The sequence below is a fragment of the Streptomyces sp. NPDC090077 genome, from assembly GCF_044747545.1.
Lineage (GTDB): Bacteria > Actinomycetota > Actinomycetes > Streptomycetales > Streptomycetaceae > Streptomyces.
The window spans coordinates 41773-67862 of sequence record NZ_JBIVEG010000014.1; the positions used below are offsets into that span (position 1 = coordinate 41773).

Annotated in this window: 26 protein-coding genes; 14 read left to right on the plus strand and 12 right to left on the minus strand. The window is 71.4% G+C overall.

All coding sequences use genetic code 11. From position 1 onward, the window contains the following. The first annotated feature begins 49 nt into the window (after nucleotides 1–49). Complete coding sequence (gene cyaB / locus ACIPW5_RS22995) at nucleotides 50–622, plus strand: class IV adenylate cyclase (protein WP_401247869.1); 573 nt, start codon at nucleotides 50–52, stop codon at nucleotides 620–622. Nucleotides 623–676: 54 nt separating this feature from the next. Continuing rightward, on the plus strand, nucleotides 677–1042 hold the full coding sequence (locus tag ACIPW5_RS23000; RefSeq protein WP_401247872.1) for a hypothetical protein: 366 nt from the start codon (nucleotides 677–679) through the stop codon (nucleotides 1040–1042). Nucleotides 1043–1164: 122 nt separating this feature from the next. Here the strand turns inward: ACIPW5_RS23000 and ACIPW5_RS23005 are convergent, their stop codons facing one another. Further along, a complete protein-coding gene (locus tag ACIPW5_RS23005) occupies nucleotides 1165–1635 on the minus strand; it encodes an NUDIX hydrolase (protein WP_401247875.1) in 471 nt (156 codons plus the stop codon). An 18-nt stretch (nucleotides 1636–1653) separates the two neighbouring features. Between ACIPW5_RS23005 and ACIPW5_RS23010 the strand changes: the two genes are divergently transcribed. Beyond that, entirely contained in the window at nucleotides 1654–2433 is a 780-nt protein-coding gene (locus ACIPW5_RS23010; protein ID WP_401247878.1) for a GntR family transcriptional regulator, read from the plus strand. A 302-nt stretch (nucleotides 2434–2735) separates the two neighbouring features. Next, nucleotides 2736–2990 (plus strand): hypothetical protein, encoded by a 255-nt coding sequence (locus tag ACIPW5_RS23015; protein WP_401247881.1) that lies wholly within the window; start codon nucleotides 2736–2738, stop codon nucleotides 2988–2990. Nucleotides 2991–3938: 948 nt separating this feature from the next. Here the strand turns inward: ACIPW5_RS23015 and ACIPW5_RS23020 are convergent. From ACIPW5_RS23020 to ACIPW5_RS23030, 3 genes are all read right to left on the minus strand, one after another. Then, on the minus strand, nucleotides 3939–5396 hold the full coding sequence (locus ACIPW5_RS23020; RefSeq protein WP_401248197.1) for a catalase: 1458 nt from the start codon (nucleotides 5394–5396) through the stop codon (nucleotides 3939–3941). A gap of 240 nt (nucleotides 5397–5636) precedes the next feature. Beyond that, nucleotides 5637–6527 carry a 2-hydroxy-3-oxopropionate reductase gene (locus tag ACIPW5_RS23025; protein WP_401247883.1) on the minus strand — a complete coding sequence of 297 codons (891 nt, stop codon included), beginning with the start codon at nucleotides 6525–6527 and terminating at the stop codon, nucleotides 5637–5639. A gap of 71 nt (nucleotides 6528–6598) precedes the next feature. Further along, nucleotides 6599–7432 carry a TIM barrel protein gene (locus ACIPW5_RS23030; protein WP_401247885.1) on the minus strand — a complete coding sequence of 278 codons (834 nt, stop codon included), beginning with the start codon at nucleotides 7430–7432 and terminating at the stop codon, nucleotides 6599–6601. A gap of 125 nt (nucleotides 7433–7557) precedes the next feature. On the opposite strand from ACIPW5_RS23030, the gene ACIPW5_RS23035 reads away from it, so the two are divergent. From ACIPW5_RS23035 to ACIPW5_RS23065, 7 genes are all read left to right on the plus strand, one after another. Beyond that, a complete protein-coding gene (locus tag ACIPW5_RS23035) occupies nucleotides 7558–7809 on the plus strand; it encodes a thiamine-binding protein (RefSeq protein ID WP_401247888.1) in 252 nt (83 codons plus the stop codon). Beyond that, on the plus strand, nucleotides 7806–8201 hold the full coding sequence (locus tag ACIPW5_RS23040) for a helix-turn-helix domain-containing protein (RefSeq protein WP_401247891.1): 396 nt from the start codon (nucleotides 7806–7808) through the stop codon (nucleotides 8199–8201). The genes ACIPW5_RS23035 and ACIPW5_RS23040 overlap by 4 nt, the downstream gene beginning before the upstream one ends. A 154-nt stretch (nucleotides 8202–8355) precedes the next feature. After that, nucleotides 8356–8871, plus strand: a complete 516-nt coding sequence (uraD, locus tag ACIPW5_RS23045; RefSeq protein WP_401247894.1) for a 2-oxo-4-hydroxy-4-carboxy-5-ureidoimidazoline decarboxylase — start codon at nucleotides 8356–8358, stop codon at nucleotides 8869–8871. Between the two features lie 2 nt (nucleotides 8872–8873). Beyond that, nucleotides 8874–9263 (plus strand): hydroxyisourate hydrolase, encoded by a 390-nt coding sequence (uraH, locus tag ACIPW5_RS23050; protein ID WP_385533518.1) that lies wholly within the window; start codon nucleotides 8874–8876, stop codon nucleotides 9261–9263. Nucleotide 9264: 1 nt separating this feature from the next. Further along, nucleotides 9265–10188 (plus strand): factor-independent urate hydroxylase, encoded by a 924-nt coding sequence (gene pucL / locus ACIPW5_RS23055; protein ID WP_401247897.1) that lies wholly within the window; start codon nucleotides 9265–9267, stop codon nucleotides 10186–10188. 187 nt (nucleotides 10189–10375) lie between these two features. Beyond that, nucleotides 10376–11779, plus strand: a complete 1404-nt coding sequence (locus ACIPW5_RS23060) for an 8-oxoguanine deaminase (RefSeq protein WP_401247900.1) — start codon at nucleotides 10376–10378, stop codon at nucleotides 11777–11779. 436 nt (nucleotides 11780–12215) lie between these two features. Beyond that, nucleotides 12216–13607 carry a nucleobase:cation symporter-2 family protein gene (locus ACIPW5_RS23065; protein WP_401247903.1) on the plus strand — a complete coding sequence of 464 codons (1392 nt, stop codon included), beginning with the start codon at nucleotides 12216–12218 and terminating at the stop codon, nucleotides 13605–13607. Between the two features lie 227 nt (nucleotides 13608–13834). On the opposite strand, the gene ACIPW5_RS23070 is transcribed toward ACIPW5_RS23065, so the two are convergent. Further along, the gene (locus ACIPW5_RS23070) at nucleotides 13835–14929 is read right to left on the minus strand and encodes an Lrp/AsnC family transcriptional regulator (protein WP_401247906.1); all 1095 of its coding nucleotides are present in this window, start codon (nucleotides 14927–14929) and stop codon (nucleotides 13835–13837) included. 128 nt (nucleotides 14930–15057) lie between these two features. Here ACIPW5_RS23070 and ACIPW5_RS23075 point away from each other — a divergent pair, with 128 nt between their 5' ends. Together ACIPW5_RS23075 and ACIPW5_RS23080 are read left to right on the plus strand one after the other, a co-directional pair. Further along, nucleotides 15058–17151 carry an ATP-binding protein gene (locus tag ACIPW5_RS23075; protein WP_401247908.1) on the plus strand — a complete coding sequence of 698 codons (2094 nt, stop codon included), beginning with the start codon at nucleotides 15058–15060 and terminating at the stop codon, nucleotides 17149–17151. A gap of 132 nt (nucleotides 17152–17283) precedes the next feature. After that, nucleotides 17284–18351: a saccharopine dehydrogenase gene (locus tag ACIPW5_RS23080; RefSeq protein WP_401247911.1), complete on the plus strand. Its 1068-nt coding sequence runs from the start codon at nucleotides 17284–17286 to the stop codon at nucleotides 18349–18351. On the opposite strand, the gene ACIPW5_RS23085 is transcribed toward ACIPW5_RS23080, so the two are convergent. From ACIPW5_RS23085 to ACIPW5_RS23105, 5 genes are all read right to left on the minus strand, one after another. Beyond that, the gene (locus tag ACIPW5_RS23085; protein WP_401247913.1) at nucleotides 18348–18950 is read right to left on the minus strand and encodes a 3'-5' exoribonuclease domain-containing protein; all 603 of its coding nucleotides are present in this window, start codon (nucleotides 18948–18950) and stop codon (nucleotides 18348–18350) included. The two genes, ACIPW5_RS23080 and ACIPW5_RS23085, sit on opposite strands and share 4 nt — an antisense overlap. A 40-nt stretch (nucleotides 18951–18990) precedes the next feature. Continuing rightward, nucleotides 18991–20181 carry a GDSL-type esterase/lipase family protein gene (locus tag ACIPW5_RS23090; RefSeq protein WP_401247916.1) on the minus strand — a complete coding sequence of 397 codons (1191 nt, stop codon included), beginning with the start codon at nucleotides 20179–20181 and terminating at the stop codon, nucleotides 18991–18993. A 350-nt stretch (nucleotides 20182–20531) separates the two neighbouring features. Further along, entirely contained in the window at nucleotides 20532–22151 is a 1620-nt protein-coding gene (gene aceB / locus ACIPW5_RS23095) for a malate synthase A (protein WP_401247919.1), read from the minus strand. A 251-nt stretch (nucleotides 22152–22402) separates the two neighbouring features. After that, nucleotides 22403–23032, minus strand: coding sequence for an NTP transferase domain-containing protein (locus tag ACIPW5_RS23100; protein ID WP_401247921.1), 630 nt, complete (start codon nucleotides 23030–23032; stop codon nucleotides 22403–22405). Then, nucleotides 23029–23259 (minus strand): hypothetical protein, encoded by a 231-nt coding sequence (locus ACIPW5_RS23105; protein ID WP_401247924.1) that lies wholly within the window; start codon nucleotides 23257–23259, stop codon nucleotides 23029–23031. Before ACIPW5_RS23105 ends, ACIPW5_RS23100 begins: the two co-directional genes overlap by 4 nt. Nucleotides 23260–23348: 89 nt before the next feature. On the opposite strand from ACIPW5_RS23105, the gene ACIPW5_RS23110 reads away from it, so the two are divergent. Next, the gene (locus ACIPW5_RS23110) at nucleotides 23349–24836 is read left to right on the plus strand and encodes a PLP-dependent aminotransferase family protein (RefSeq protein WP_401247927.1); all 1488 of its coding nucleotides are present in this window, start codon (nucleotides 23349–23351) and stop codon (nucleotides 24834–24836) included. Between the two features lie 15 nt (nucleotides 24837–24851). Here the strand turns inward: ACIPW5_RS23110 and ACIPW5_RS23115 are convergent, their stop codons facing one another. Then, nucleotides 24852–25340 (minus strand): hypothetical protein, encoded by a 489-nt coding sequence (locus tag ACIPW5_RS23115; RefSeq protein WP_401247930.1) that lies wholly within the window; start codon nucleotides 25338–25340, stop codon nucleotides 24852–24854. Nucleotides 25341–25460: 120 nt separating this feature from the next. Then, the gene (locus tag ACIPW5_RS23120; RefSeq protein ID WP_401247933.1) at nucleotides 25461–26090 is read right to left on the minus strand and encodes a response regulator; all 630 of its coding nucleotides are present in this window, start codon (nucleotides 26088–26090) and stop codon (nucleotides 25461–25463) included.

The window sequence follows — 26090 nt, forward strand, 5'->3', positions numbered from 1 at the left end:
CGCCATCCTCATGGGCGCCGAACGCACGGTGTGAGAAGGGGCGGACAAAGTGATCGAGGCGGAGCTGAAGGCACGGGTGCGCGCGCCCGAGGTCACACTGCGGCGGCTGGACGAGCGGGCCGAAGGCCGCGCCGAGGTCTACCAGGACACCTACTACGACACCCGGGACGCGGCACTGGAGGCCAAGGACGAAGAGCTTCGGGTGCGCACCATCCACGGTCCGGACGAAACCCGCACCCTTCTCACTTACAAGGGTGCTCGGGCGGACGAGGAGTCGGGGTCGAAGCCTGAGCACGAGACACGTGTCGAGGATGCCGAGGCAGTGCACGCCATGCTGCGCGGCCTTGGATACGTAGCGGTGATCGCCTTTGAGAAGCGGTGCAGGAACTACTCGTTCCCAGCACGCGGCAGGCACATGCTCGCCACACTCGTCCGCGTTCCCGACCTGGACGGGACGTTCCTGGAACTGGAGACCCAGGTAGACGAGAAGGACGTGGTCGAGGCCCTCGATGACGTCCGGGAGGTCCTTGCCGAGCTCGGCATCGGAGCGGACGATCTGACGCGCGAGCAGTACACCGACACGGTCAAGGCCCGGCGCCTCCGACAAGCCGCAGGCAGCTGAATTGCTTTGGCCGTGCGAGTCGTTCCGATGCGGCACGGGGTGGAAGATGCTCCCGTGAGCTTCGATCTTGCGGTTCTGGCGATGGATGAGTTGGCTGATGTTGCGGCGGCGCGCGCGATGTTCGATCGGTGCACGTCCGACCACCACGGCGAGAGCGAGCCGGATGAGCGCGTGGTCGGGTTCTATGAGCGGCTGCGCTCGCTGTTCCCGGACCGCCCGCCCTTCGCCGCAGAGTCGCCGTGGATGTCGACACCGCTGGCGATCGGCATCGACCACGTGATCATGAACCTGAGCTTCTCGTCGCGGGCCGACGCGGCAATCAAAGCGATCGAGGAGCTCGCGGCGGAATTCCGCCTCGTCATCTGGGATCCGCAGTCCCAGGACGCCTATCTACCGGGCCGGGCTCGTTTTACGCGATAGGCCATGCCGACCGGTTCGCCGCCAGTGGTCGTGGCCAGCCAGTCGGAAGGCGCCCTCGGCCTTTGCCGCTGCTGGCCCGTCGAGTCGCTCGACGCCGAACTGTCCCGTTAAGCGGCGTGTTTCTAGGGCTGGTCTGTGAGGAGTTGGCGTCCGTCGTGGCTCCGTACGTGGGGGCTGTCGCCGTCGAGGGCGTCCAGGAGTCGGATGGCGTAGACCTCGGACATGCGCTCGGCAACCTCGTCCGCTGTGAGCCACTGGACCGCCGTGCTCTCACCCGAGATGCGTTCTGTGCCGCCGGAGGGCTTGCAGCGGAAGACCAGGGCCACCACGCCGGCCGTGATGTTCTTGTACACGCCGGTGAGCCGGTCTACTTCGATGCGGATGCCGGTTTCCTCAAGCACTTCCCGCCGCACGCCGTCTTCAGGGGTCTCCGCCAGCTCCAGCACTCCGCCGGGCGGCTCCCATGTTCCGTTGTCGGCGCGGCGGATGGCCAGCAGTCGGCCGTCGTCACGCACCACCACCCCGGCAACCGACACGGAGTGGCGTGGCGTTGACCTGTCCGACGGGACGCTGTTACTCATGTATATGAGCATAGGAGGAAGCGAAGGACCATGGGAGCAGCTGTAGGAGGAGGCAAGGCCGTCCCCCGGTACTTGCAGATCGCCGAGGACATCGTCCAGCAGGTTCGTGCCGGCGTCTTGAAGCCGGGAGACCAGGTGCCCAGTGAGGCCGAGATGGTCGAGCGTTACGGAGTCTCGGGCGGGACCGTCCGCAAGGCGATGCTGGAGATCCGCGCCAGCGGTCTCGTGGACACGCGGCATGGCAAGGGCTCGTACGTGAAGGACCGGCCGCCGGTACGCCACCGGTCTTCGGACCGCTTCCGTCGCTCGCTCCGGCAGGGCGGCAAAGCCGCCTACCTTGCAGAATCGGAGCAATCGGGCGCCACCGCGAGGGTCAGCGTCGTCTACGTCGGGCCCGTCGAGGCCCCGGAGGAGATCGCCCGGCGGCTTGGCGTGGACGTCGGCACGCAGGTGCTCGCGCGCCGGCGCCTGTACTTCCGCAACGGCACTCCGGTGGAAACCGCGACGTCCTACCTGCCGTGGGATGTCGTGCGTGACATCCCGGAACTCTTCGCGGAGAACCCCGGAGGCGGCGGTATCTACGCACGCCTCGAAGAGCACGGCCACACGTTCGCGGAGTTCGTGGAGACCCTGCAGGCGCGGCCCGCGGCGAAAGCCGAGGCGTCGGAGTTGGCACTGAGCCCCGGAGCCACTGTGGTGCACCTCCTGAGGAACGCAGTCACGGACATGGGCCGCGTCATCGAGGTCTGTGACACCCTCATGGCGGCTGACCAGTTCGTCTTTGAGTTTCGCATCCCGGCATCCGACTGACGGCCACCACACCGTCCACAACCCGCTGTGAGTTCACCTTCACAGCGGGTTGACTCATGTATAGGAGTCGGTCCACTCTTCTTCGTGTCACTCATGTACATGAGTGGAGGAGTTCAGCCTCTTTAGAGGAGTGGCCGCCATGTGCCAGATTCCCGCTCGCCCGGCGCCAGCGCCCTGTCCCACCCTCATCGATGAAGCCTCCTCAGTGACGGTTGTCGCTGCGATCGAGCCGAGCCCGGAACTGCTCCATCGCGCGCTGGCCGGCTGGGAGCGCTTCCTCGTCACCTTCGAGGGAGCGTCCGATGAGTGAGTGCTACGAGTACGTGCCGCACCGCCTCCTCCGCCGCCGCGTTCGCGACATCGCCTCCGGCGTCGAAGGCGTACTGATGGCGGTGATCAATGAGAACGTCTCGGACACCGGTATCGAGCACTGGGTGGAGCTCGCCTACATCCGCAACGCCTCCGGCCGCGAGTTCACCACGGCCGTGACCAACGTCCAGCCCGCCCCAGATCAGCCCAAGACGGCCGCTGGCCGCCGAGATGAGAGGAGCGCGTAGCGATCTGTCGCGCCCCTGTGCTTCCGCACTGCTCTGATCACCTTTTGGTACGGGTATCAGCCCAAGACGGTCGTCGGACGCTGAGCCTGGAGGAGCGCGTAGCGATCTGTTGCGCTTGGGTGGTCCGCAGGCTGCTCTGGTCGACTTTTCGTGCAGGTAGCCGCGCCCCTGGCCCCGGAACGGGGATATGGGGCCCGGATGCCCGGTCGGCCATGGCTCGGCCCCTCGCGCATCGCTGACGCGGCCGCCCCTCTGTCCTCTGCCCCGTGCCGTTTCTTTGGGGGTTTTCCGGCAGTCTTTCGGCTTTCCGGGGCGGGTCGGTCTGTCAAGGGTGGCCGAAGGCCATCGCGTAGCGACGCGACCGAAGGGAGCGCCCTTGACAGGCCGGCACGAACCGGAAGGACGATGGGACTGACGGGAAGCCCCCAACCTGCTCTGAGACCGCCCGAGGGGATCCCGCTCCCCAGGCACCCACTCGCACCCGGGAGGCGGGTGGGCAGGCGCCGATCGGCGAACGGGGGTCGAGGGGGAGATGGCGGGCCCGCGCCGCAAGACCCGTACCCCCCAAAGCAAAGAGCCGAGTCACGGGACCGTCCGTGACTCGGCTCTCTGGTTGTTACCGCCCGACGGAGCGAGGCTGGCGCGACAGGACGTTCGCACCGCCGGGCGGAGTCGGAAGGTTCTCCTCTCCATAGAGAGGGCTCTGTGCGTGGCCCCTATAGAGAGAGGAGTGGCTGGGACCGTGGCGGTCGGGCGACGAGAACTCCGGCGCCGTCTCCCTCAGGTCAAGAGACGGGCCTCGGAACCCATTACCACCGCACTGGCTCGCTCGCCCGCCACGGTCCTCGTCCTGCCCCCACCGCGTACCACCCCTCATCCGGGTCCGCGGTGCGGGCTCGGCACCCGGAGCCTGACCTCCCGTCAGGCTCCCGGTGCAGCTTGTTGGGCTCAGGCGTCGCGCAGGGCGCGGACGGCCTCCTCGACGCGCTTGCCGTAGTCGGCGTCCGCGGCGTGGAAGTGAGCCAGGTTCTTCTCGATGACGTCCTCGAGGGTGACCTGAGACAGGCCGCCGGCGATGTTCGCCACCAGGCGCTGCTTCTCGGCCTCCGACATCAGGCGGTAGAGCTCACCGGCCTGGAAGAAGTCGTCGTCCTTGGTGTGGGCCGGGGCCTCGTGGGTGCCCGTGTAGCCGGAGACGGCCTTCGGGGCGCCGAGGGCTATGCCGGTCTCGGCGGGGCCCTGGTACGAGTTGGGCTCGTAGTTCTTGTCGGTGCGCGAACCGTTGCGCAGCGCCATGACGCCGTCGCGGCCGTAGTTGTCGGCCTTCGTCGCCTTCGGGGCGTTGACCGGCAGCACGGTGTGGTTCACGCCGAGGCGGTAGCGCTGGGCGTCGGCGTACGCGAACAGGCGGCCCTGGAGCATCTTGTCCGGCGAGGCGGTGATGCCCGGGACGAAGTTGTTCGGGGAGAAGGCGGACTGCTCGACCTCGGCGAAGACGTTGTCCGGGTTGCGGTCGAGGACCAGGCGGCCCACGCGCTGCAGCGGGTAGTCGCTGTGCGGCCACACCTTGGTGAGGTCGAACGGGTTGAAGCGGTAGTCCGCGGCCTCGGCGGCCGGCATGATCTGGACGTAGAGGGTCCAGCTCGGGTTCACGCCGCGCTCGATCGCCTGGAGCAGGTCGGTCTGGTGCGAGTTGGCGTCCTGGCCGACGAGCTCGGCGGCCTGCTCGCCGGAGAGGCAGCGGATGCCCTGGTTCGTCTTGAAGTGGTACTTGACGAAGAAGGCCTCGCCCTGGGCGTTGGTCCACTGGTAGGTGTGGGAGCCGTAGCCGTTCATGTGGCGGTAGGAGGCCGGGATGCCGCGGTCACCCATCAGCCAGGTGATCTGGTGCGTGGCCTCGGGGGCGTGCGCCCAGAAGTCCCAGACGTTGTCCGGCTCCTGCTTGCCCGTGAAGGGGTCGCGCTTCTGGGAGTGGATGAAGTCGGGGAACTTGATCGGGTCCTTGATGAAGAACACCGGGGTGTTGTTGCCGACGAGGTCGTAGTTGCCCTCTTCGGTGTAGAACTTCAGGGCGAAGCCGCGCGGGTCGCGGACGGCGTCGGCGCCACCGAGGGAGTCGGCGACGGTGGAGAAGCGCAGGAAGGTCTCGGTCTTCTTGCCGACCGTGTTCAGGAACGCCGCGCTCGTGTACGCGGTGACGTCGTCGGTCACCTCGAAGTAGCCGTACGCGGCAGAGCCGCGGGCGTGCACGACGCGCTCCGGGATGCGCTCGCGGTTGAAGCGGGCGAGCTTCTCCAGGAGCTGCTGGTCCTGGATCAGGAGCGGGCCACCGACGCCGGCGGTGGCGGAGTTCTGGTTGTCGGCGACCGGGGCGCCGGACTCGGTCGTCAGCGTGCGCTTCGACATGGTGACCTTCCGTACGGGTAACTGCTGACGGAAAGCGTCTTCCGTCATGCGGAACCAGCCTAAATTCGGCGAGAACGCGACGTCAACAGTTTGTTTAAAAGAAAGAGTGAGGAGAGGTGATCCGGACGGTGCCGGCGCTTGGGCGCGACAGGACAGGTGTCAGCACCGGCACCATCCGGAAACTCAGGCCCCCGTCAGGGCGGGGGGAGGGCGGCCCGGGGCAGCGGGCCGCCGGGGGGATCAGACCTGGGCGCCGGAGAGGCGCTCGACCGCGCGCAGCAGCGCGGAGTGGTCCAGGCCACCGTCGCCCTGGGCGCGCAGCGAGGCGACCAGCTGGGCGACGACGGCGCCGACCGGCAGGGCCGCACCGACGTTGCGGGCGGCGTCGGTGACGATGCCCATGTCCTTGTGGTGCAGGTCGATCCGGAAACCGGGCTTGAAGTCGCGGTTCAGGAAGTTGTCCTTCTTGCGGGTCAGGACCGTGGAGCCGGCCAGACCGCCGTTGAGGACGTCGAGGGCGGCCTGGAGGTTCACGCCGGACTTCTCGAGGAAGACGACGGCCTCGGCGCACGCCTGGATGTTCACCGCGACGATGAGCTGGTTGGCGGCCTTCACGGTCTGGCCGGAGCCGTGCGGACCGCACAGGACGATGACCTTGCCGAGGGCCTCGAGGATCGGGAGCGCGGCGTCGAAGTCGGCCTGCTCGCCACCCACCATGATCGACAGGACGGCCTCGATGGCGCCGGCCTCGCCGCCGGACACCGGGGCGTCGATGACGCGGATGCCCTTCTCGGCGGCGTTCTTCGCCAGGTCGACGGAGGTCTGCGGGGTGATCGACGACATGTCGATGATCAGCGCGCCGGACTTGGCGTTCTCCAGGATGCCGGCGGGGCCGTAGTTGATGGCCTCGACCTGCGGGGAGGCGGGCACCATCGTGATGATGACGTCGGCGTCGGCGACGGCCTCGGCGATGGAGCCGGCCGCGCTGCCGCCGGCGGCGGCCAGGCGGTCCAGCTTGTCCTGCTCCAGCGTGAAGCCGGTGACCGAGTAGCCGGCCTTCAGCAGGTTCTCGGCCATGGGGGAGCCCATGATGCCGAGACCGATCCACGCGATCTTGGGGAGGTTGCTCATGATGAGGTCCTTCTATTGGTACGTACGAAAAGTGCGAGGGCCGTCTGGGCTTTCACCCTGACTTCGTCCTCTTACTTGGCGGCGCGGGCCTCGGCCGGCAGCCATGCGAAGGACGCGGCGGCGTCGGCGGCCTTGTACTCCAGGCCGACAAAGCCCTGGTAGCCGGCCTTCTTGAGCTGGTCGAGGAGGTCCTCGAGGGGCAGCTCACCGGTGCCGGGGGCACCGCGTCCCGGCTTGTCCGCGATCTGGACGTGGCCGGTCTTGGCGGCGTACTTTTCGATGACCTCGGAGAGGTCCTCATCGTTCATCGCCAGGTGGTACAGGTCGAGGAGGAACTTGGCGTTCCCGAGGCCGGTGGCCTCGTTCACCTTGTCCACCACCTCGATGCCCGCCGGGGCGCTCACCAGGGGGTAGAGCGGCGACTCGGGCTTGTTGAGGGTCTCGATCAGGAGGATCGCACCCACGCGGTCCGCGGCCTGCGCCGCGACGACCAGGTTCTTCAGGGCCAGCTCGTCCTGGACGGCCGGGTCCACGCCTTCGACGCGGTTGCCGTACAGGGCGTTGAGCGCCTTGCAGCCGACGGAGGCGGCGAAGTCCGCCGCCACGTTGATGTTGGCGTTGAAGCGGTCCGACTCCTCACCGGGTACGGATACCGCGCCGCGGTCCGGGCCCGGCAGCTGGCCGGCGTAGAAGTTCAGGCCCACCAGCTGGGTGCCGGCGTCCTCAAGAGCCTTCTTGAGGGCGTCGAGCTCCTCCTGAGCGGGGGTGGGGGTCTCGATCCAGGGCCACCACAGCTCGACCGCGGTGAAGCCCGCCGCGGCGGCGGCCGCGGGGCGCTCCAGGAGCGGGAGTTCCGTGAAGAGGATCGAAAGGTTCACATCGAAGCGCTGGTCGGTGTATCCCATGAGGGGTGTGCGCTCCTTCCGTATTGCGGAAGTTACTTTCTGCCTGATGGAAGGTTGCAAGCCGGGCGTCGTACTTGTCAAGTGCGGACTGCCGAAATCTCACGACCGCCGGGTAGCTTGACGACGTGCGATTGAGAGTTGAGTTCACGACCGAGCCCTTCGACCTCGAAGAGGCTCCCGCCCACGCCGTGGCCGCCCGCGAGGTCATCCAGAAGGCCCAGCTGGACGCGGTCGACGTCGGCCCGTTCGGAAACACGGCGGAGGGCGAGTCCGACCGGGTGCTGAGCGCCGTGGCCGCGCTGCTGCGCGACTCCCTGGAGGCCGGCGCGACCCGCGTCTCCCTCCAGGTCAACGTGATCGGGGAGGACGGCGCATGACCGAGCCCCGCGACCACCCCTTCGTCGCCGCGGTCAAGCCGCTGGTGGACGCGATGGGCGGCGAGATGATGGACCCCGCCCAGGCGGAGCCCGACGACGTGGTGCTCGCGTGGGAGGGCCAGGAGCTGCTGGCGGTGCGCCTGCCCCAGCTCTCCGACTCGCTGGACCACATCCTTGCGGCGCTGGAACGGCGGCACGGCGTACCGTTGGCCCAGCTGGACCGCAAGGCCAAGCAGGACGTGGTGCGCATACTGGAGGCGCGGGGCGCCTTCTCGGTACGGCACGGCGTGGAAACGGTCGCGGGCGCCCTGGGGGTAAGCCGTTTTACGGTCTACAACTATTTGAACCGGGAAAACCCCAACAAGACGGCGAAGCAGAACAGCCGGGAGTGAGGGTCGCCTCACCCAAGGTCACGAGCCGCTGCCCAATTCACCCGGGCGGCGGCTTTTGTGTACGGGAAGTTTCAACAAAGTGTTGACGCCGTGTTGTCGAGGGCGTTAGCTATGCGCAGCCCGTCAAAGCAACAACAGGCCACGGAGGCCTACCGTGACTTCGAGTCCGACCCCGGGTCTCACCCGGTTCAACGCCTTGGACGACAGCGCGGCCACGGCCGAGCTGCACGAGGTGTGCGCCAGTTCGGCGTGGGGGAGCAAGATGCTCGCCCAGCGCCCCTTCGCCACCGCCGACGCCCTGTTCGCCGCCAACGAGTCCGCCATGGCGGAGCTCACCGCGGACGACCTGGGCGAGGCGATGGGAGGCCACGCGCCGATCGGCCGGCCGAAGCCGGGAGACCCGACCTCCGCCCGCGAGCAGCGTGGCATGGCCGGTGCCTCGGAGGAGCTCAAGAACGAGCTCCTGGAGCTGAACCTGGCGTACCAGGAGAAGTTCGGCCACGTCTTCCTCATCTGCGCCACCGGTGCGACCGGTGAGTTCATGCGGGACGCGGTCAAGGTCAGGATCGACCACTCGCCGGAGCAGGAGCGAGAGATCGCCCGCGGCGAGCTGGTGAAGATCAACCGGATCCGCCTGACCCGCCTCGCCGAACTCGCAGAAGGAGAGTGACCATGAGCACCGAGACCACCGCGTCGGTGTCCACCCACATCCTGGACACCAGCATCGGCCGTCCCGCCGAGGGCGTCGCCATCTCCCTGTCGGCCCGTGCGGGCCTCGACGGCGAGTGGGCGGCCCTGGGCGGCAGCGCCACCGACGCCGACGGGCGCTGCAAGGACCTGCCGGCCCTGCCGGAGGGCACCACACACGTGCGTCTCGACTTCGAGACCGAGACGTACTTCGCAAAGAAGCAAGCCGAGGCGCAGCAGGACGCCCCCCGCGTAAGGGACAGCGGTGCGTTCTTCCCCGAGGTAACCATCACCTTCGCGGTGAACCCGGGCGAGCACTACCACGTACCGCTGCTGCTCAACCCGTTCGGCTACTCCGTTTACCGAGGGAGCTAGCATGGCCACGATTCTGGGCCAGAACCAGTACGGCAAGGCAGAGAACCGCGTCGTCAAGATCACGCGGGACGGCGACACCCACCACATCAAGGACCTGAACGTCTCGGTCGCCCTCTCCGGCGACATGGACGACGTCCACTACTCCGGCTCGAACGCCAACGTCCTCCCGACGGACACCACCAAGAACACGGTGTACGCGTTCGCCAAGGAGTACGGCATCGAGTCCGCCGAGCAGTTCGGCATCCACCTGGCGCGCTGGTTCGTCAACAGCCAGGAGCCGATCCAGCGCGCGCGCATCCGGATCGAAGAGTACGGCTGGGACCGGATCGCCACCTCGGACGCCAACTCCAAGTTCATCGGCGCCGACGAGGTCAACCACTCCTTCGTCCGCAAGGGCATGGAGACCCGCGTCACCCAGATCACGTACGACGGCCAGAACTGGGAGGTCATCTCCGGCCTCAAGGACCTGATCGTCATGAACTCCACGAACTCCGAGTTCTGGGGTTACGTGAAGGACAAGTACACGACCCTGCAGGAGGCGTACGACCGCATCCTGGCCACCCAGGTGTCGGGCCGCTGGCGCTTCAACTGGTCGGACGACGAGCAGCGGATGCCCAACTGGGAGAAGTCCTACGCCGAGACCAAGAAGCACATGCTCCAGGCCTTCGCGGAGACCTACTCCCTGTCGCTGCAGCAGACCCTGTACCAGATGGGTTCGCGCATCATCAACCACCGTTCGGAGATCGACGAGGTCCGCTTCTCGCTCCCGAACAAGCACCACTTCCTCGTGGACCTCGAGCCGTTCGGCCTCAAGAACGACAACGAGGTCTACTTCGCCGCGGACCGCCCGTACGGTCTGATCGAGGCGACGGTCCTCCGCGACGGCGCTGACGCCCGTATCCCCGTGGACATGACCAACCTCTGAGCACGGCGCGCGCGTCCCGGGGCTCCGCAGTGGCCCCGGGGCGCGACACCCCCACAACTTCCTGAATCGGCACCCGGACCGGCATACGGGGCGGCAGTACTGTCAGCTGTCAGACCCCCCGCTCCGGCACTCAAATCCCCTGGGTTTTGCCGTGCCCGCACCGCCACTGAAAGCACGAGGAAGTCCCATGGCAGCATCGGCAGCCCATGACAGCGCCGTAGAGCGCATCGTCATCGAGAACTGTGCGATCGCGACCGTCGACGCGAACGACACCGAGTACGCCTCGGGTCACATCGTCATCGCCGGCAACAAGATCGAGTCCATCGGTGCGGGCAAAGCCCCCGAGAACCTCGACAACGTCGTCCGCCGGATCGACGGCACCGGGCACCTCGTGACCCCCGGTCTGGTCAACACGCACCACCACTTCTACCAGTGGATCACGCGCGGTCTGGCCACCGACCACAACCTCTTCAACTGGCTCGTCGCGCTGTACCCGACCTGGGCGCGCATCGACGAGCAGATGGCGTACACGGCGGCCCAGGGTTCGCTGGCCGCGATGGCCCGCGGCGGTGTCACCACCGCGATGGACCACCACTACGTCTACCCCAAGAACTCCGGCGACCTCTCCGGCGCGATCATCCGCGCCGCGTCCGAGATGGGCGTCCGCTTCACCCTCGCCCGCGGCTCCATGGACCGCAGCGAGAAGGACGGCGGCCTGCCGCCGGACCACGCCGTCGAGACCCTCGAAGGTGCCCTCGCGGACACCGAGGCGACCATCAAGAAGTTCCACGACGCCTCCGCCGACTCGATGACGCAGGTCGCGGTCGCCCCGTGCTCCCCCTTCTCGGTCTCCACCGAGCTGCTGAAGCAGGGTGCCGAGCTGGCCCGCCGCCTGGGTGTGCGGATGCACACGCACGGCTCGGAGACGGTCGAGGAGGAGAAGTTCTGCCACGAGCTCTTCGGCATGGGCCCGACCGACTACTTCGAGTCGACCGGCTGGCTCGGCGAGGACGTGTGGATGGCGCACAGCGTCCACATGAACGACTCCGACATCGCCGCGTTCGCCCGCACCAAGACCGGTGTCGCGCACTGCCCGTCCTCCAACGCCCGTCTGGCCGCCGGCATCGCCCGCGTCCCGGACATGCTGGCCGCCGGCGTGCCGGTCGGCCTCGGCGTGGACGGCACCGCCTCCAACGAGTCCGGTGAGCTGCACACCGAGCTGCGCAACGCGCTGCTGATCAACCGTCTGAACCCGGTGCACCGCGAGGCGGCGCTCAACGCCCGCCAGTCGCTGCGCCTCGGCACCTACGGCGGCGCGCAGGTCCTCGGCCGCGCCGACAACATCGGTTCGCTGGAGGTCGGCAAGAACGCCGACCTGGTCCTGTGGAACCTGAACACCTTCCTGCACTCCTCGATCGCCGACCCGGTCACCGCGCTCGTCTTCGGTGCGGCCGCCCCGGTCACCGCCTCGTTCGTCAACGGCAAGCAGATCGTCGAGAACAACCGGCTGCTCTTCGCGGACGAGGACGCCATCGCGGTGTCCACCCGCGAGGAGGCCCAGCGCCTGGCGCGGATCTCCGCGCAGGGCTGATCTCCCCAGCGACCGCTGGGGGGAACCCCAGGAGTCCGGTCGGGGGGGACGGCCCCCGGCCGGCGGCCGCGGACCCGAGCGGGGTCCGCGGCAGCCGTTCCCGGGAAGCGCCCGAGGAGAGATCCGAGGGCGCCCCCGGGAGCGGTCACCGTTCCCTCCGGGAGCGGTGATCCCGCGAGGACCGCCCCGTGGCGGTGACTCGTGACACCCGCAGCGCAGCGACACACCTGCACCCCGTGCCACTGCCACGGCACCAGCGGCCCCGGACGGGCCTGGCGCCACCGCGCGGAGCCGATTTTGGGCGAATCGATTCTGCACCCCTTGGGACAAGAAGTAGCAGCACCCACAACTCCATACAGGCTGGACCAGCACGCTTTCGCACCACCTCCATGACACCCACGTCCCTGCCGACGTGTTTAACCGACCGGAGGAAGCCGTGGCCGCAACGCCCAGGTTTCGCAAAGATGCAGTCGCAGTACCGGAGGAGAAGCACCCGGTCGACGAGACCTTGCCTCCGCTGAAGATGTTCACGAGCGGCCTCCAGCACGTGGCCGCCATGTACGCGGGTGTCGTCGCCCCGCCCATGATCGTCGGTCCGGCGGTGGGCCTCTCCGCCACCGAGACCGCCTTCCTGATGGGCGCCTCGCTCTTCACCGCAGGGCTCGCCACCCTCCTCCAGACCCTCGGGTTCTGGAAGATCGGCGCCAAACTCCCCTTCGTCAACGGCGTCTCCTTCGCCGGCGTGACCCCGATGATCGCCATCGGCAAGGGGGAGGGGGACAACGCCATCCCGATCATCTTCGGCGCGATCATCGTCGCCGGACTGGTCGGCTTCATAGCCGCCCCCTACTTCGGCAAGCTCGTCCGCTTCTTCCCGCCCGTCGTCACCGGCACCGTGATCACCCTGATCGGCGTGTCACTGCTCCCGGTGGCCTTCAACTGGTCGCAGGGCGGCAACCGCGCCGCCGCCGACTACGGCTCGATGAAGAACATCGGCATGGCGGCCCTCACCCTGGCGATCGTCCTGGTGATGCGGAAGTTCCTGCGCGGCTTCCTCCAGCAGATCTCCATCCTGCTGGGCCTGGTCGCCGGCACGCTGATCGCCCTCCCGCTGGGCATGACCAGCTTCGACGCCGTCAAGAACGCCTCCGTCGTGGGCTTCCCGACCCCCTTCCACTTCGGCGCCCCGCAGTTCCAGGTCGCCGCCATCGTCTCGATGTGCATCGTGATGCTGGTCTGCATGACCGAGTCCACCGCCGACATCCTGGCCCTCGGCAAGATCGTCGGCCGGCCGGCGGACGCGAAGACCATCGAGGGCGGTCTGCGCGCCGACACCCTCGGCAGCGCGCTCAGCCCGCTGTTCAACGGCTTCATGTGCAGCGCCTTCGCCCAGAACATCGGCCTCGTCGCGATGACCAAGGTGCGCAGCCGCTTCGTCGTGGCGGCGGGCGGCGGCATCCTGATCCTGCTCGGGCTGTGTCCGATGGCCGCCTCCGTGATCGGGGTCGTCCCGCTGCCCGTCCTCGGCGGCGCGGGCGTGGTCCTCTTCGGCTCGGTCGCGGCCAGCGGCATCCAGACCCTGGCGGGCGCGGCCATGGAGAAGGGCGAGAACGCCCTGATCGTCGCCGCCTCGGTGGGCATCGGCCTGATCCCGATCGCCGCGCCGGAGTTCTACCACGCCTTCCCGAAGGACCTGCTCGTCGTCCTCGACTCCGGCATCAGCACCGGGTGCGTGGTGGCGATCCTGCTCAACCTGGCCTTCAACCACCTCGGCGCGAAGCGCGACGCGGCCGCGGAGGCCGCTGCGGAACCGGCCTTCGTCCACTGAGCCCGCGACTCCGGCCCGCCGGGCCGGGACCGGGCGCCGCGCGCGGCGGCGCGTACGTCACCCACTGCGGGTGTGGCGTGCGCGCCGCCGCGCGTCGGCGTGCCTGCCGCACCCGCCCGCGCACGGCCCGCACGGCGTCGCGCGGGCCACTGGGCCGGCCCGCCGACCCGGGCCGGTCCCCGCTCCGGCCCCCGCGCCCGTCCGTGCGCCTACGCCGGCCCGTGCGCCTAAGCCGGCCCGTGCGGGCGGCCCGTCCCGTACGGCAGGGCGTCGTCCCAGGCCTCCGGTGCCGTGTCCGTCCAGATGTCCGGCCGCACCGTCCGTACCCGACGGCCCGTCCGGTCCAGCTCCTGCGCCTCCGACTTGCGCACGTGCAGGGCCACCACCGTGTCGGCCACGCGCAGCCCCGGCATCCTCCGCGTCAGGTCGGCGGTGTACCGCGACAGTTCCTCCACCGTGCGCAGCCGGGCACCGATCACCACGTTCCGGCGGCCGCTGACGGACATGCAGGTCCGGGTCTCGCGCAGCCCCGTGGCCACCGCCGCGCAGTCGGCCACCTCGTGCTCGGGCACCTCCGCCCACACCGTCGCCGAGACCGGCCAGCCGGTCAGCCCCGAGGCCATCGCGCAGCTGTAGCGCAGGCTGTGCCCCGCCTCCAGGCGGCTCAGCCGGCGCCGTACGGTCGACTCGCTCATCCCCGACTCCCGGGCCAGCGAGGCCACGCTGCGCCGCGCGTCCGAGGCCAGCGCCAGGACCAGCGGGCGGTCCTCCTCCGGCATCGGGGCGACCGGCGCCGGGGCGGCGGCCGCCCTGCGGCGGCCGCGGCCGGTCAGCAGGTCGGCCTGCGCGGGCGTCAGCTGGTCCAGGCGCCAGCGGTCGGGGGAGGCGTGCACGGCCGTGACCACCGAGGAGCGGGTGGCGACCACCCCGGGTATCCGCTGGACCCGGAAGGAGAGGTACTGGTGCAGCATGTGGAGGTCCGGCACGGCGACGAAGGCCATCAGGTCGCGGGCGCCGGTGGTGTGCTCCACGCCCATGGTGTGGGCGTCGCCGGTCAGGGCCGCGCCCACCGCCGGAGCGGCGCCCGCCGCGCACGTCACCTCGACCCACGCCATGCAGGGCGCCTGAGTGCCCGTACGCAGCCCGAGGCCGCTGATCCAGGCGTCGCCGGCGGCGGACAGCCGCTCCCAGCGGCGTGCGAGGGTCTCGGGACGTGCGCCGATGACCTGCGCCAAGCGCTCCCAGCTGGCACGCGGGGCGAGCTGGAGTGCGTGGACGAGCGCCCGGTCGGTGTCGTCGATGGCGGAAATGGCCGAGTTCATACCTTCCCCTGGCGGTTCTCCCGGCCTTCGGCCGACCAACCATGCTTTCGGCTGATCATCTCTCCTCGTGGCCCCGGGTGCGCCACCAGGCGGTTGGGTGGGTCTTGAGGAGAGCAGGAGGAGGACGTGTGGGGAACCCCGGCTCGAACCTGCGCCACGGGGTGCCGGCCGAACTGTCGAGCTTCGTGGGGCGGGAGCGCGAGCTCGCGCGCACCGCTGCGCTGCTCGGCACGGAACGCCTGGTCATCCTGGTCGGACCAGCGGGAATAGGCAAGACGCGGCTGGCCTTGCGGACCGTCCGCGCCCTGGGTCGCGGGGGCGTCGACGTGGTGTGGGCCGATCTCGGGAGCCTGCCCGCACCCGTGCGGGACGACCTGGCCGACGAGCTGGAGCGGCGGCTCGGCGGCTGCGCGGCGCTGCTGGTGCTCGACGGCTGCGAGCACCTCGGCGAGTCCGCCGGGGCCCTGGCGGACCGGCTGCTGACCCGCTTGCCCAGGGTACGAATTTTGGCCACCTCGCAGCGGACTTTCGCGTTCCGGAACGGGGCGGAAGTCGCTGTGGGCCCGCTTCCGCTGCCCCCGGAACCGCCGGATCCGGCCATTCGGCGACGGTCCTCCGATGACCTTCCCTCCGACGAGCTCCCCGGTGGTGACCTTCCCGCCGGGGACCTTCCCGGCGGCACCGGCGCCGATCCCGCCGGCGAAGGCGCCGAGGACGGGGCCGGCGCGGGAGTCGGTGCCGCCGAGATCGCCGGCTACGCCTCCGTACGCCTCTACGCGGAGCGGGCGCGCGGAGCCGACCCCTCCTTCGCGCTCACCGACCGCAACGCCGCCGCCGTCGCCGCCCTGTGCCGCGCCCTCGACGGGATCCCCGGCGCGCTGGAGCTGGCCGCCGGCCGCGCCGGCCGCTACCGGCCCGCCGAGGCGCTGCGCCGGCTGACCGCCGACCCGCTCGGCTTCCTCGCCGAGGGGGCGGGCCGGGCCGGTGGGGCCGACGTCCTGCGCGCGCACCGGCTGTCCTCGCCGGGGGAGCGGCTGCTGTGGACCCGGCTGTCCGTCTTCGCGGGCTCCTTCGACGAGGCCGCCGTCGCGCAGGTCTGCGGCTTCGGCGAACTCGGCCCCGAGGACGCCGCGGAGACCCTGCGCCGGCTCGCCCCCGCGCTGCTCGCGGAACCCGGCGAACCGGGCCGCTACCGGCTGCCCCTGTCCGTACGGGCCTACGAGGCCCGGCGGCTCGCCCACGCCCCCGGCACCGAAGCGGCGCTGGCCGAGCGGCGCCACCACGAGCGGTACCGGGTCATCGCCGAACGGGCCGCCTGGCTGTGGCGGTCGGGGGCGCAGCCGCAGGCCCGCGCCCTGGCCCTGCGGGAGCTGCCCGAGCTGCGCCGCGCGATGGACCCGCTGTCCGAGGCGGGCCCGGCGGGGGCGCTGGAGGTCGCCGTGTCGCTCTGGTTCCTCTGGTCCGCGTGCGGGCTGGAGGCGGAGGGGCGCCGGCGCCTGGAGCGGGCCCTCGCCCTGCACCCGGAGCCCCGGCCGGCCCGGGCGCTGTGCCTGGCGGCCTGGCTGGCCGCCGCCTTCGGCCGGGCGGGGGCCGCCGATCCGCTGCTGGTGGAGGCGTGGCGCGCGGCCGTACTGGAGGGGGAGGACGCCGCACTGGCCTGCCTGGCGCACGCCCGGGGCACCGCCGCGCTCTGGCAGGACCGGCCCGGGGAGGCGGCCGACGAGTACCGTGACGCCCTCGAACAGCTGCCGTCGGAGCCGGAGTTCGGGCCGGGCCGGGAGGCGCTGCGGGCCTCCCTGGCGATGGCGCTCGCGTACACCGACCCGGCGTCCGTGCCCCTCGGGGACGGCGGACCGGACGCCCCCGCCGACCTGTGGGCCCGGGCGTGGTCCGACTACGCCCACGCGCTCGTGGAGCGGCGCAACGACCGCCCCGCGCTGGCCCGGACCCGCCTGGTGGCCGCCCTGGAGATCCAGCTGGCCCTCGGGGACCGGCTCGGGCAGGCCCTCTCGGCGGAGCTGCTGGCCGAACTGGAGGCCGGCCTCGGCCACTACGAGGAGTCCGCGAAACTGCTCGGGGCGGTCTCCGGCAGCCGCCCGGCCGCCGCCTGCGCTCCCCGCGCCGAACGGATCCTGCGGGCCCGCATGACCCCGGAGGCCTTCCGGGCGGCGCACGAGGAGGGGACCCGGAGCACGCTGAGGGACCTGCTGCCGGAACTCTGAGCCGCAGGGCACCGGCTGGGGCCGGAGGTGCCAGCGGGCCCGGAGTTGCGGCTCCGGCCCGGCGTACCGCGTCAAGGACGCGGAAAGACATCGCATGAGCCCACCCCCTCCGACAGGACAGGTGGTACAGCGATGTCCGAAACCTCCCAGCTCTGGATGCGCAGCGAGACCCGGCCCACCGAACGGCGCGCCCCCCTGACACCCGAGGACGCCTTACGCCTCGTCCGGCAGGGCGTACGGATCACCGTGGAGGAGTCCGGTCACCGGGTCTTCCCGCTCGATGCGTACGAGGCCGCCGGCTGCGGCACCGCGCCCGCCGGCTCCTGGTCGCGGGACGCGCCCGGGTCCGCGTACGTCCTCGGACTGAAGGAGCTCCCGCCGACGCCCGAGCTCCTGCACCACCGGCACGTCTACTTCGGGCACGCCTACAAGGGCCAGGCCCAGGCGCCCGAGCTGCTGCGCCGGTTCGCGGCCGGCGGCGGGACCCTGCTCGACCTGGAGTACCTCGCCGACGCGGAGGGCCGCAGGCTGGCCGCCTTCGGCTATTGGGCGGGGTACGCGGGAGCCGCCCTGGCCGCCCTGCATGCCCGCGGCGCCCTCACGGCCCCGTTGGTCCCGCTGCCCCGCCCCGAGCTGGACGCCCGGCTGGGCGCGGCGCCCCCCGACGGGCTGCGGGCGCTGGTCATCGGCGCGGAGGGCCGCAGCGGGCGCGGCGCCTGCGACGCCCTCACCACCGCCGGGATCACCGTCACCCGCTGGGGCCGCACCGCGACCCGCAGCCTGGACCGGGCCGCGCTGCTCGGCCACGACATCCTGGTCAACGCGGTGCTCACCACCCGGCCGGTGCCGCCCTTCCTGACCCCGGCGGACCTGGAGGCCACCCCGCGGCGGCTCTCGGTGATCGCCGACATCACCTGTGACACCGGATCCGATCTGCACCTGCTCCCGGTCTACGACCGGCTGACCGACTGGACCGTCCCGGCGCGGCGGCTGCCGGGCGGGGGCCCGCCGGTGGACGTGATCGCCATCGACAACCTGCCGTCGCTCCTCCCGGCCGAGGCGGCCCGCGCCTTCTCGGCGGACCTCCTGCCCAAGCTCCTCGCCCTGCACGGGCCCTCCCCGGACCCGGACTGGCTGCGCTGCCGCGCGGCCTTCACGACGGCCCTGGCCGCGCTGGACGGGCCGGAGCGGGTGGCTTAAGGGGTCTCGGGCTCCGGCTGCCAGAGCATCAGGTTGCTCATCAGCTCCGCCTGCTCGACCGCGTCGTCCAGCGCGTGGTGGGTGTGGCGGCGCTGCGAGCGCAGTTCGTGCGGCATCCGGCCCTTCACGGCGGCGCGCAGCGGGACCCGGGCCTTGGCGGCGTACAGGGTCTTCATGTCCAGGCAGCCGGAGTGGCCGAAGGGGCTGTCGTCGCCGAACTCGATCAGGTACCAGTACAGGAAGGTCCAGTCGAAGGAGGCCGGGTAGCCGCACATCACCGGCTGCGCCCCGGCGGAGACCTTCCGCACCCACGCCCGGAACTCCGCCATCGCGGCGGCCGGGTCGGCGCCCTCGCGGAGCAGCCGGTCGCGGTCCAGGCCGCTGACGGCGAGGGCGGCCTCCACGTACCGGTCGCTGATGGGGCGCAGCTCCCGGTAGAAGGTCTGGCGCTCCGGGTCGGCGGCCGTGTAGACGGCCCCGTCCTGGCGGCCGGCGACGGCCGCGCCGAAGCTGATCATCGAATAGGGGCCGGGGATCGGGCCGTCGGCCTCGATGTCGACGGAGATGTAGAGGCTGGGACGCGCGGGACGGGCTGTCATGGCCTGATCATGACAGCCCGCCCCGCGGTCCTCCTGCGAATTACGGAGCGGCCGTCAGGAACATGCCGGTGTGGTCGCCCCCGGCGGTGTTCTTGCAGCCGGAGGCCGAGTTCGCGGGCTGGGCCACGGCCAGGGCCAGGCAGCGGCCGACGGCCAGCTGGCCGTAGTAGTTCGGGTGCATGGACTCCTGGATCAGGCCCTGCGACTCGTTGTTGTCGATCCAGCGCGCCCATTCGCTCGTCTTCGCCGAGGCGGGGACGGCGGAGCTGACCTGCTTGCTGGCCTTCGCGCAGACCTCGCGGCCCTGGAGCATGTCCCGCAGGTCCAGGAACTGCACGCCCTTGGCCGCCGCGACCCCCTTGAGGCGGTTCGCGATCTGCGGCACGAGGGAGTCCCGGGCCCAGTCGGAGTCCCGGTTCCAGAACGGGCAGCCGCCGGTGTTGAGCCGGCTCCAGTCGCTCTGGGTGTAGCGGTTCTCGGCGCCGCGCGGGATCGGGGACGGGTAGGACTGGAGCACGATCCGGTACGAGGAGTCCGCGTACCCGGCCTGGCGCATCACGGCCCGGATCTCGTCGACCGACTTGCCGACGTTCGCCATGACGCCGTCGATCTTCTGGTCGACCCCGGCCTGCTGGTCGTCGTAGCAGTACGAGCCCCAGAGCACGAAGTCGTACGCGCAGTCCTTGATGATGTCGGCGAAGCCGAGGTCGTTCCCGCCGACGGACAGCGCGATGACCTTCACGTTGCGGCTCGCGGCCACCGCCGCGAGCTGGTCGGCCTGCGGCGCCTCGCCCTTGTAGGCCACGCCCCCGTTGGAGGCGCGGAAGACGTTCTGCGACACCGCCCCGGAGCAGGCCAGGTTCACCGCCGTCTCGGCGATGGCGCCGGCGCTCAGCACCTCGGCCGAGTCGGAGCGGTGACAGCCGCCCGCGGTGGTGCCGTAGACCTTGGCGGGATCGTAGGAACTGCCGCTGACCCACGCCCGGTCGGTGCCGTTCCTGCTCCCGCTGTTGGTCAGGCTGTTGCCCTTCCAGCGTCCGGCCTCGCCGGAGATGTAGCTGTCGCCCATGGACACCACGGCGGTGGGTCCCGTCCCGGGCCCGGCCACGGCCGTCCCGGCCCCGCCGGCGAGCAGCGCGGCCGCGAGCGGCAGTACCATCCCGGCGCCGGCCAGTCGTCGCACGCGACGCGGGACGGCCCGGCCCTCGCCGGCCTTTCGGAATCCGATCACTGCGGAACTCCTGCGGTCGGCCACGCCGAAGTTGCCGACAACTTCGGTGCGTGGCTTGGAAAGTGGGGGTACCGCCGGCGCCGGTGGCATCGGAAAGGTGGCACGCGCCCGCTTGTTACCGCTAGGTACAGTCACGTTACGATGCAGTAACGTCCGACCGGTCGGTCGGGCGCGGGGGCCGTGCGGGAGCGGAACGGCAGGGGCTGGGGGACGCCGTCCGGGTTGGCGAGTGCGTACGGCCGGGTACGCAAACGGCTCCGCCCCCGGCGCCTCGCGGGCGACGGGGGCGGAGCTGTGCTCGACTGCTGTGCGATTCAGCCGAAGAGGGTGGTGCGGGCCGTGACCGGAGGTCAGCCGACCAGCTGGTCGTACGCGGGGAGGGTCAGGAAGTCCGCGTAGTCGGCGTCCAGGGAGACCTGGAGCAGGAGGTCGTGGGCCTGCTGCCACTTCCCGGCCGCGAAGGCCTCGTCGCCGACCTCGGCGCGGATCGCGTCGAGCTCCTCGGCGGCGATCTTGCGGGTCAGTTCGGCGGTGGCGAGCTCGCCGTTCTCGAACACGACTCCGGCGTTGATCCACTGCCAGATCTGGGAGCGCGAGATCTCGGCGGTGGCGGCGTCCTCCATGAGGCCGAAGATGCCGACGGCGCCGAGGCCGCGCAGCCAGGCCTCGATGTAGCGGGTGCCGACCTGGACCGCGTTGCGCAGGCCCTCGTAGGTGGGCTTGGCGTCCAGCGAGTCGATCGCGATCAGGTCGCCGGGAGCCACCGAGACGTCCTCGCGGAGGCGGTCCTTCTGGTTGGGCTTGTCACCGAGGACGGCGTCGAAGGAGGCCATGGCGATCGGCACCAGGTCGGGGTGGGCGACCCAGGAGCCGTCGAAGCCGTCGTTCGCCTCGCGGTCCTTGTCGGCCTTGACCTTCGCGAAGGCGATCGCGTTGGCCTCGGCGTCCTTGCGGGACGGGATGAAGGCCGCCATGCCGCCGATGGCGTGCGCGCCGCGCTTGTGGCAGGTGCGGACGAGCAGTTCGGTGTAGGCGCGCATGAAGGGGGCCGTCATCGTCACCGCGTTGCGGTCCGGCAGGACGAACTTGGCGCCGCCGTCGCGGAAGTTCTTGACGATGGAGAACAGGTAGTCCCAGCGGCCCGCGTTCAGGCCCGCCGCGTGGTCCTTGAGCTCGAAGAGGATCTCTTCCATCTCGTAGGCCGCGGTGATGGTCTCGATGAGGACGGTCGCGCGGACGGTGCCCTGCGGGATGCCGACGTAGTCCTGGGCGAAGACGAAGATGTCGTTCCAGAGGCGGGCCTCCAGGTGCGACTCCGTCTTCGGGAGGTAGAAGTAGGGGCCCTTGCCGAGGTCGATCAGGCGCTGGGCGTTGTGGAAGAAGTAGAGGCCGAAGTCCACGAGGGAGCCGGAGGCCGGGCCGTCCTCGAAGCGGAGGTGGCGCTCCTCCAGGTGCCAGCCGCGCGGACGCATGACCACGGTCGCGAGCTGGTCGGCGGACTTGAGGGCGTAGGCCTTGCCCGTGCGGGGATCGGTGAAGTCGATGCGGCGCTCGTAGGCGTCGATGAGGTTGAGCTGGCCGAGGACGACGTTCTCCCAGGTGGGAGCCGAGGCGTCCTCGAAGTCGGCGAGCCAGACCTTGGCGCCCGAGTTCAGGGCGTTGATGGTCATCTTGCGGTCCGTCGGACCGGTGATCTCCACGCGGCGGTCGTTCAGCGCGGCCGGGGCCGGCGCGACCTTCCAGTCGCCCTCGCGGACCTGTGCGGTGTCCGGGAGGAAGTCGAGCGTGGAGGTGCGGGCGATCTCGGCGCGCCGCTCGCCGCGACGGGCGAGGAGCTCGGCGCGGCGGGGGGCGAACCGCCGGTGGAGCTCGGCCACGAAGGCGAGGGCCGCTTCGGTGAGGACTTCGTCCTGCCGGGGCAGGGGCTCGGCGTCGACGATGGCCAGCGGGGACGGCGCTGGTGCGGACATATCTGTCACTCCTTCAGCGGCGGTGCCTGGCGGCCGCGGGGAATGCTCGCGCGAGACGGCACGCAGTGCCGTCGGGTGTGGAGAGTTCCGGATAACGGTCGCGGGCGCCGTCTGGGGGTTCAGGGCGCTTCTGACCAGTGGATAGTAATTTCCTCATGGTGGAAGTTCAATGGTTTGTTGATGTCGAGATTCTCTGAGTCGACAGATTCCACCGGGCGGTGGCCCTCGGTGCCACCGCGGTCACGCCCCGCTCAGTCCAGACGTGCCAGGTCGGGCGGGGTGTCGATGTCGAAGGCGGCCGCGACGTCCCCGCACTCCACCAGCATGACCTCGGCGGCGTGGTTCTTCAGGTGGACGCGCGCACCCTGGTCCCCGGTCGCGGTCGCCGCGATGTCCGCCCAGCGGTCCGCCCCGAACAGCACGGGATGCCCCCGCTCCCCGTCGTACGCCGCCGCCACCAGGCTCGACGGGGAGCGGTAGGCCTCCCGTACCCGGGCCACCGCCGCCGGCCCGATGCCCGGCTGGTCCACCAGCGACACCAGGGCCGCGCGGGCCCCCGTGCCGGCCAGGGAGGCGAGGCCGACCCGCAGCGAGGAGCCCATCCCCTCGGCCCAGTCCGGGTTGTCCACGACCACGCAGCCCGCCAGGTCGGCGCGCTCGCGCACCTCGGCGGCCGAGGCCCCGAGCACCACGTGCACCGGGCCGCAGCCGGCCTCGCGCAGCACGCGCACGGCGTTCTCGACGAGCGGGCGCCCCCGGTAGGGGAGCAGGGCCTTGGGGCGTCCGCCCAGCCGGCGCCCGCCGCCGGCGGCCAGGAGCAGGCCGGCGATCAGGGGCCGGGGGCCCGCTTCCCCGGGCGCGGCCCCGGATGCGGAGCTCACTGGGGCAGGGGCCCGGCAGGGGCGGGTTTCGCGGGAGTGTTCGACTGCTGACATGTCAGCGATTCTCGCCGCCCCTTCCCCCGAACGGGTGGGAGCCCCGCCAGCAGCCGTCGTACGGAGGCCAGCGCGGCCCCGATCCGCAGCGGCTCGGAGACGCGGTTCTCGGCGGCGGCCGCCAGGGCCCGCTCGTCACGATCGGTGAACACGGCGTGGGACTGGTACGGCATCGCGGAGCACTCCTTGCCAATCGGGGGCCAATACCGCGAGTCTGGACCCGGATTGGCCTGGCTGGCAGAGCCAATCAGGGGAGGTTGGCATGGCAAACGGGCGAGTGGTCCATACGGCGGACAGGACGATCGGGAGCCGTCAGCTCGCGGCGCTGCTCCCGCCCGAGGTGCTGGCGCGCCCCGGCTACCGGGCCCTAGCCGACGCCGTGCGCACCCTGATCCTCGACGGCCGGATCGCCCTGCACGTGCGGCTGCCCGCCGAGCGCGAGCTCGCCGAGGCGGTCGGCGCCAGCCGCGCCACCGTCACCGGCGCCTACGACCTGCTCCGCGAGAGCGGCTACGTGCGCAGCCGGCGCGGCTCCGGCACCTGGACCGAGCTCCCCGACGGGCACGGGCCGGTCGGTGCCCACGCCCTCCTCGGCGCCGGCGGCTACAGCGCCGACGGGGACCCCGGCATCGACCTCGCCATCGCCGCCATGGGAGCCCCGGACGGCAGCCTCGCCGAGGCCCTCGCCTGGGCCGCCCCCCGACTGCCCGGACTCACCCGCACCCCCGGCTACCACCCCTTCGGCCTGCCCGACCTGCGCGCGGCCGTCGCGGACCGCTTCACCCGGCGCGGCCTGCCCACCCGCCCCGAGCAGATCCTCGTCACCGCCGGGGCCCAGCAGGCCTTCGCCCTCGTGGTCGGCCTGCTCTGCCGGCCCGGGGACCGGGTCGTCACCGAGAACCCCACCTACGCCAACGCCCTCGACGCCCTGCGCCACGCCCGCCTGCGCACCGGCTCCATCGCCGTCTCCGACGCCGGCTGGGACATGGAGATCGCCGAGTCCACGCTGCGTCAGACCGTGCCCCGCCTGGCGTACGCGGTCCCGGACTTCCACAACCCGACGGGCGCCCTGATGCCGGACGAGCAGCGGGTCCGGCTGATCGAGGCGACCCGGGCCACCGGCACCTGGCTGGTGGTCGACGAGACCATCGCCGACATCGCCCTCGACGTGCCCGCCCCCGCGCCGCTCGCCTCGCTCGCCCCCCGGTCGGGCGCCGACCACGTGATCACCATCGGCTCCCTGAGCAAGACCCACTGGGGCGGCCTGCGGGTGGGCTGGGTCAGGGCCACCGCGAAGCTGATCGCCGAGCTGACCGCCGTACGGGTCTGCGCCGACATGACCGGCTCCGTGCTCGACCAGGTGGTGGCGCTCCCGCTGCTGGAGAACCTGGACCGGACCCTGCCCGGCCGGCTCGCGCAGCTGCGCGGCCGGCGGGAGGCCCTGGTCTCCGCGCTCCAGCGGCACACCCCCGAGTGGTCCTGGCGGCTGCCGCCGGGCGGCCTCTCCCTCTGGGTGGACCTCGGCGAGCCGGTCAGCTCCGCCCTCGCGGAACGCGCCGCTGCCGCCGGGGTGCACATCGGGCGCGGAGCCCGCTTCGGCGTCGACCCGGGCACCTTCGAGCACCGCCTGCGCATCCCGTACACCCTGCCGGCCGACCGCCTGGAGGAGGGCGTACGCCGCCTCGCGGAGGCCTTCCACGACGGGGTCCCGCTCGCTCCGGGGATCGACCGGCCGCACTGGGTGGCCTGAGCCGGCGGGCGCCGCCTACCGGGCCCGCCCGAACCACGTGTTCGCCGCCGGCCGGAACATCAGCGCCACCGCCCCCAGCACGGCCGCGACGTGCACGGTCCGGCTCGCCCCGAACAGCAGGTCCAGGGCGCCCGCCCGGGACAGGGCGTCCGCGACCGAACCGCCGCCCGCGAGGTACCCGAGCGGCTGCGCGACCATCGAGGCGGTGCCCAGCACCCCCAGGCCCAGCGCCAGGGTGACCCGGGCCCAGCGGGCGCCCTCCCGCATCCGCCGGGCGAACAGCACGGCCAGGCCGAAGACCGTGATCCGGACGGCGAGGCCGGTGCCGATCTCCCCGGCGGAGCCGGTGCCGTCGGCCGCCATCCGGCCCACGGCGAGCACCGTCTCGAAGGCCCCGGCGGCCACCGCCGCCAGCCACAGCACGTAGGCCGTGCGGACGGGTGCCGGGGGAGCGGCGGGGGACGGACGGCGCTGCCGCCCGGTCGTGCTCGGTATCGCGGACATCGGGACTCGCTCTCGCGGACGGGGATTCGACCCCCCGCATGCTTCCGGCCGCGCGCCCCCGCCGCCCGCCTGCCTCCCGGCCTGTCCGCCCGGGGGACAACCCCCGTGCGGACAGGCCGGCTACGGGGTCCGGATCAGCCGGCGGGTGGCGGCCGCGGCGACGGCGGCGGTGCGCGAGTCGACGCCGAGCTTGGCGTAGACGTGCACCAGGTGGGACTTGACCGTGGCCTGGCTGAGGAAGAGCCGCTTCGAGATCTGCTGGTTCGACAGGCCGTCGGCGACCAGCTGGAGCACCTCCAGCTCCCGCTTCGTCAGCGCCTCCGCCGGGGTGCGCATCCGGTCCATCAGCCGCAGCGCCACCGCCGGGGCCAGCGCCGACTGGCCGGCCGCCGCCGTGCGGACCGCCGCCGCCAGCTCCTCCGGCGGTGCGTCCTTCAGCAGGTAGCCGGAGGCGCCCGCCTCCACCGCCGCCAGGATGTCGGCGTCCGTGTCGTAGGTGGTCAGCACCAGCACCCGGGGCGCGCCCGGCCGCGCGGTGATCGCCGCCGTGGCCGCCGAGCCGTGCAGGCCGGCCCCGAACTGGAGGTCCATCAGGACGACGTCCACCGGCTCGGAGGCGGCCAGTTCCACCGCCCGCTCCGCCGTCGCCGCCTCCGCGACCACCGCGAAGTCCGGCTCGGTGTCCAGCACCGCGCGCAGCCCGGCGCGGACCACGGGGTGGTCGTCGGCGAGCAGGAGCCGGATGGTCAT

Bases quoted from the DNA above. Each gene is read 5' to 3' on its own strand.
- ACIPW5_RS23005 (WP_401247875.1), bottom strand. From the start codon at position 1,635: ATGCTCATATACATGAGTAACAGCGTCCCGTCGGACAGGTCAACGCCA.
- ACIPW5_RS23010 (WP_401247878.1), top strand. From the start codon at position 1,654: ATGGGAGCAGCTGTAGGAGGAGGCAAGGCCGTCCCCCGGTACTTGCAG.
- ACIPW5_RS23015 (WP_401247881.1), top strand. From the start codon at position 2,736: ATGAGTGAGTGCTACGAGTACGTGCCGCACCGCCTCCTCCGCCGCCGC.
- ACIPW5_RS23020 (WP_401248197.1), bottom strand. From the start codon at position 5,396: ATGTCGAAGCGCACGCTGACGACCGAGTCCGGCGCCCCGGTCGCCGAC.
- ACIPW5_RS23025 (WP_401247883.1), bottom strand. From the start codon at position 6,527: ATGAGCAACCTCCCCAAGATCGCGTGGATCGGTCTCGGCATCATGGGC.
- ACIPW5_RS23030 (WP_401247885.1), bottom strand. From the start codon at position 7,432: ATGGGATACACCGACCAGCGCTTCGATGTGAACCTTTCGATCCTCTTC.
- ACIPW5_RS23040 (WP_401247891.1), top strand. From the start codon at position 7,806: ATGACCGAGCCCCGCGACCACCCCTTCGTCGCCGCGGTCAAGCCGCTG.
- uraH (WP_385533518.1), top strand. From the start codon at position 8,874: ATGAGCACCGAGACCACCGCGTCGGTGTCCACCCACATCCTGGACACC.
- pucL (WP_401247897.1), top strand. From the start codon at position 9,265: ATGGCCACGATTCTGGGCCAGAACCAGTACGGCAAGGCAGAGAACCGC.
- ACIPW5_RS23060 (WP_401247900.1), top strand. From the start codon at position 10,376: ATGGCAGCATCGGCAGCCCATGACAGCGCCGTAGAGCGCATCGTCATC.
- ACIPW5_RS23070 (WP_401247906.1), bottom strand. From the start codon at position 14,929: ATGAACTCGGCCATTTCCGCCATCGACGACACCGACCGGGCGCTCGTC.
- ACIPW5_RS23080 (WP_401247911.1), top strand. From the start codon at position 17,284: ATGTCCGAAACCTCCCAGCTCTGGATGCGCAGCGAGACCCGGCCCACC.
- ACIPW5_RS23085 (WP_401247913.1), bottom strand. From the start codon at position 18,950: ATGACAGCCCGTCCCGCGCGTCCCAGCCTCTACATCTCCGTCGACATC.
- aceB (WP_401247919.1), bottom strand. From the start codon at position 22,151: ATGTCCGCACCAGCGCCGTCCCCGCTGGCCATCGTCGACGCCGAGCCC.
- ACIPW5_RS23105 (WP_401247924.1), bottom strand. From the start codon at position 23,259: ATGCCGTACCAGTCCCACGCCGTGTTCACCGATCGTGACGAGCGGGCC.
- ACIPW5_RS23110 (WP_401247927.1), top strand. From the start codon at position 23,349: ATGGCAAACGGGCGAGTGGTCCATACGGCGGACAGGACGATCGGGAGC.
- ACIPW5_RS23115 (WP_401247930.1), bottom strand. From the start codon at position 25,340: ATGTCCGCGATACCGAGCACGACCGGGCGGCAGCGCCGTCCGTCCCCC.
- ACIPW5_RS23120 (WP_401247933.1), bottom strand. From the start codon at position 26,090: ATGACCATCCGGCTCCTGCTCGCCGACGACCACCCCGTGGTCCGCGCC.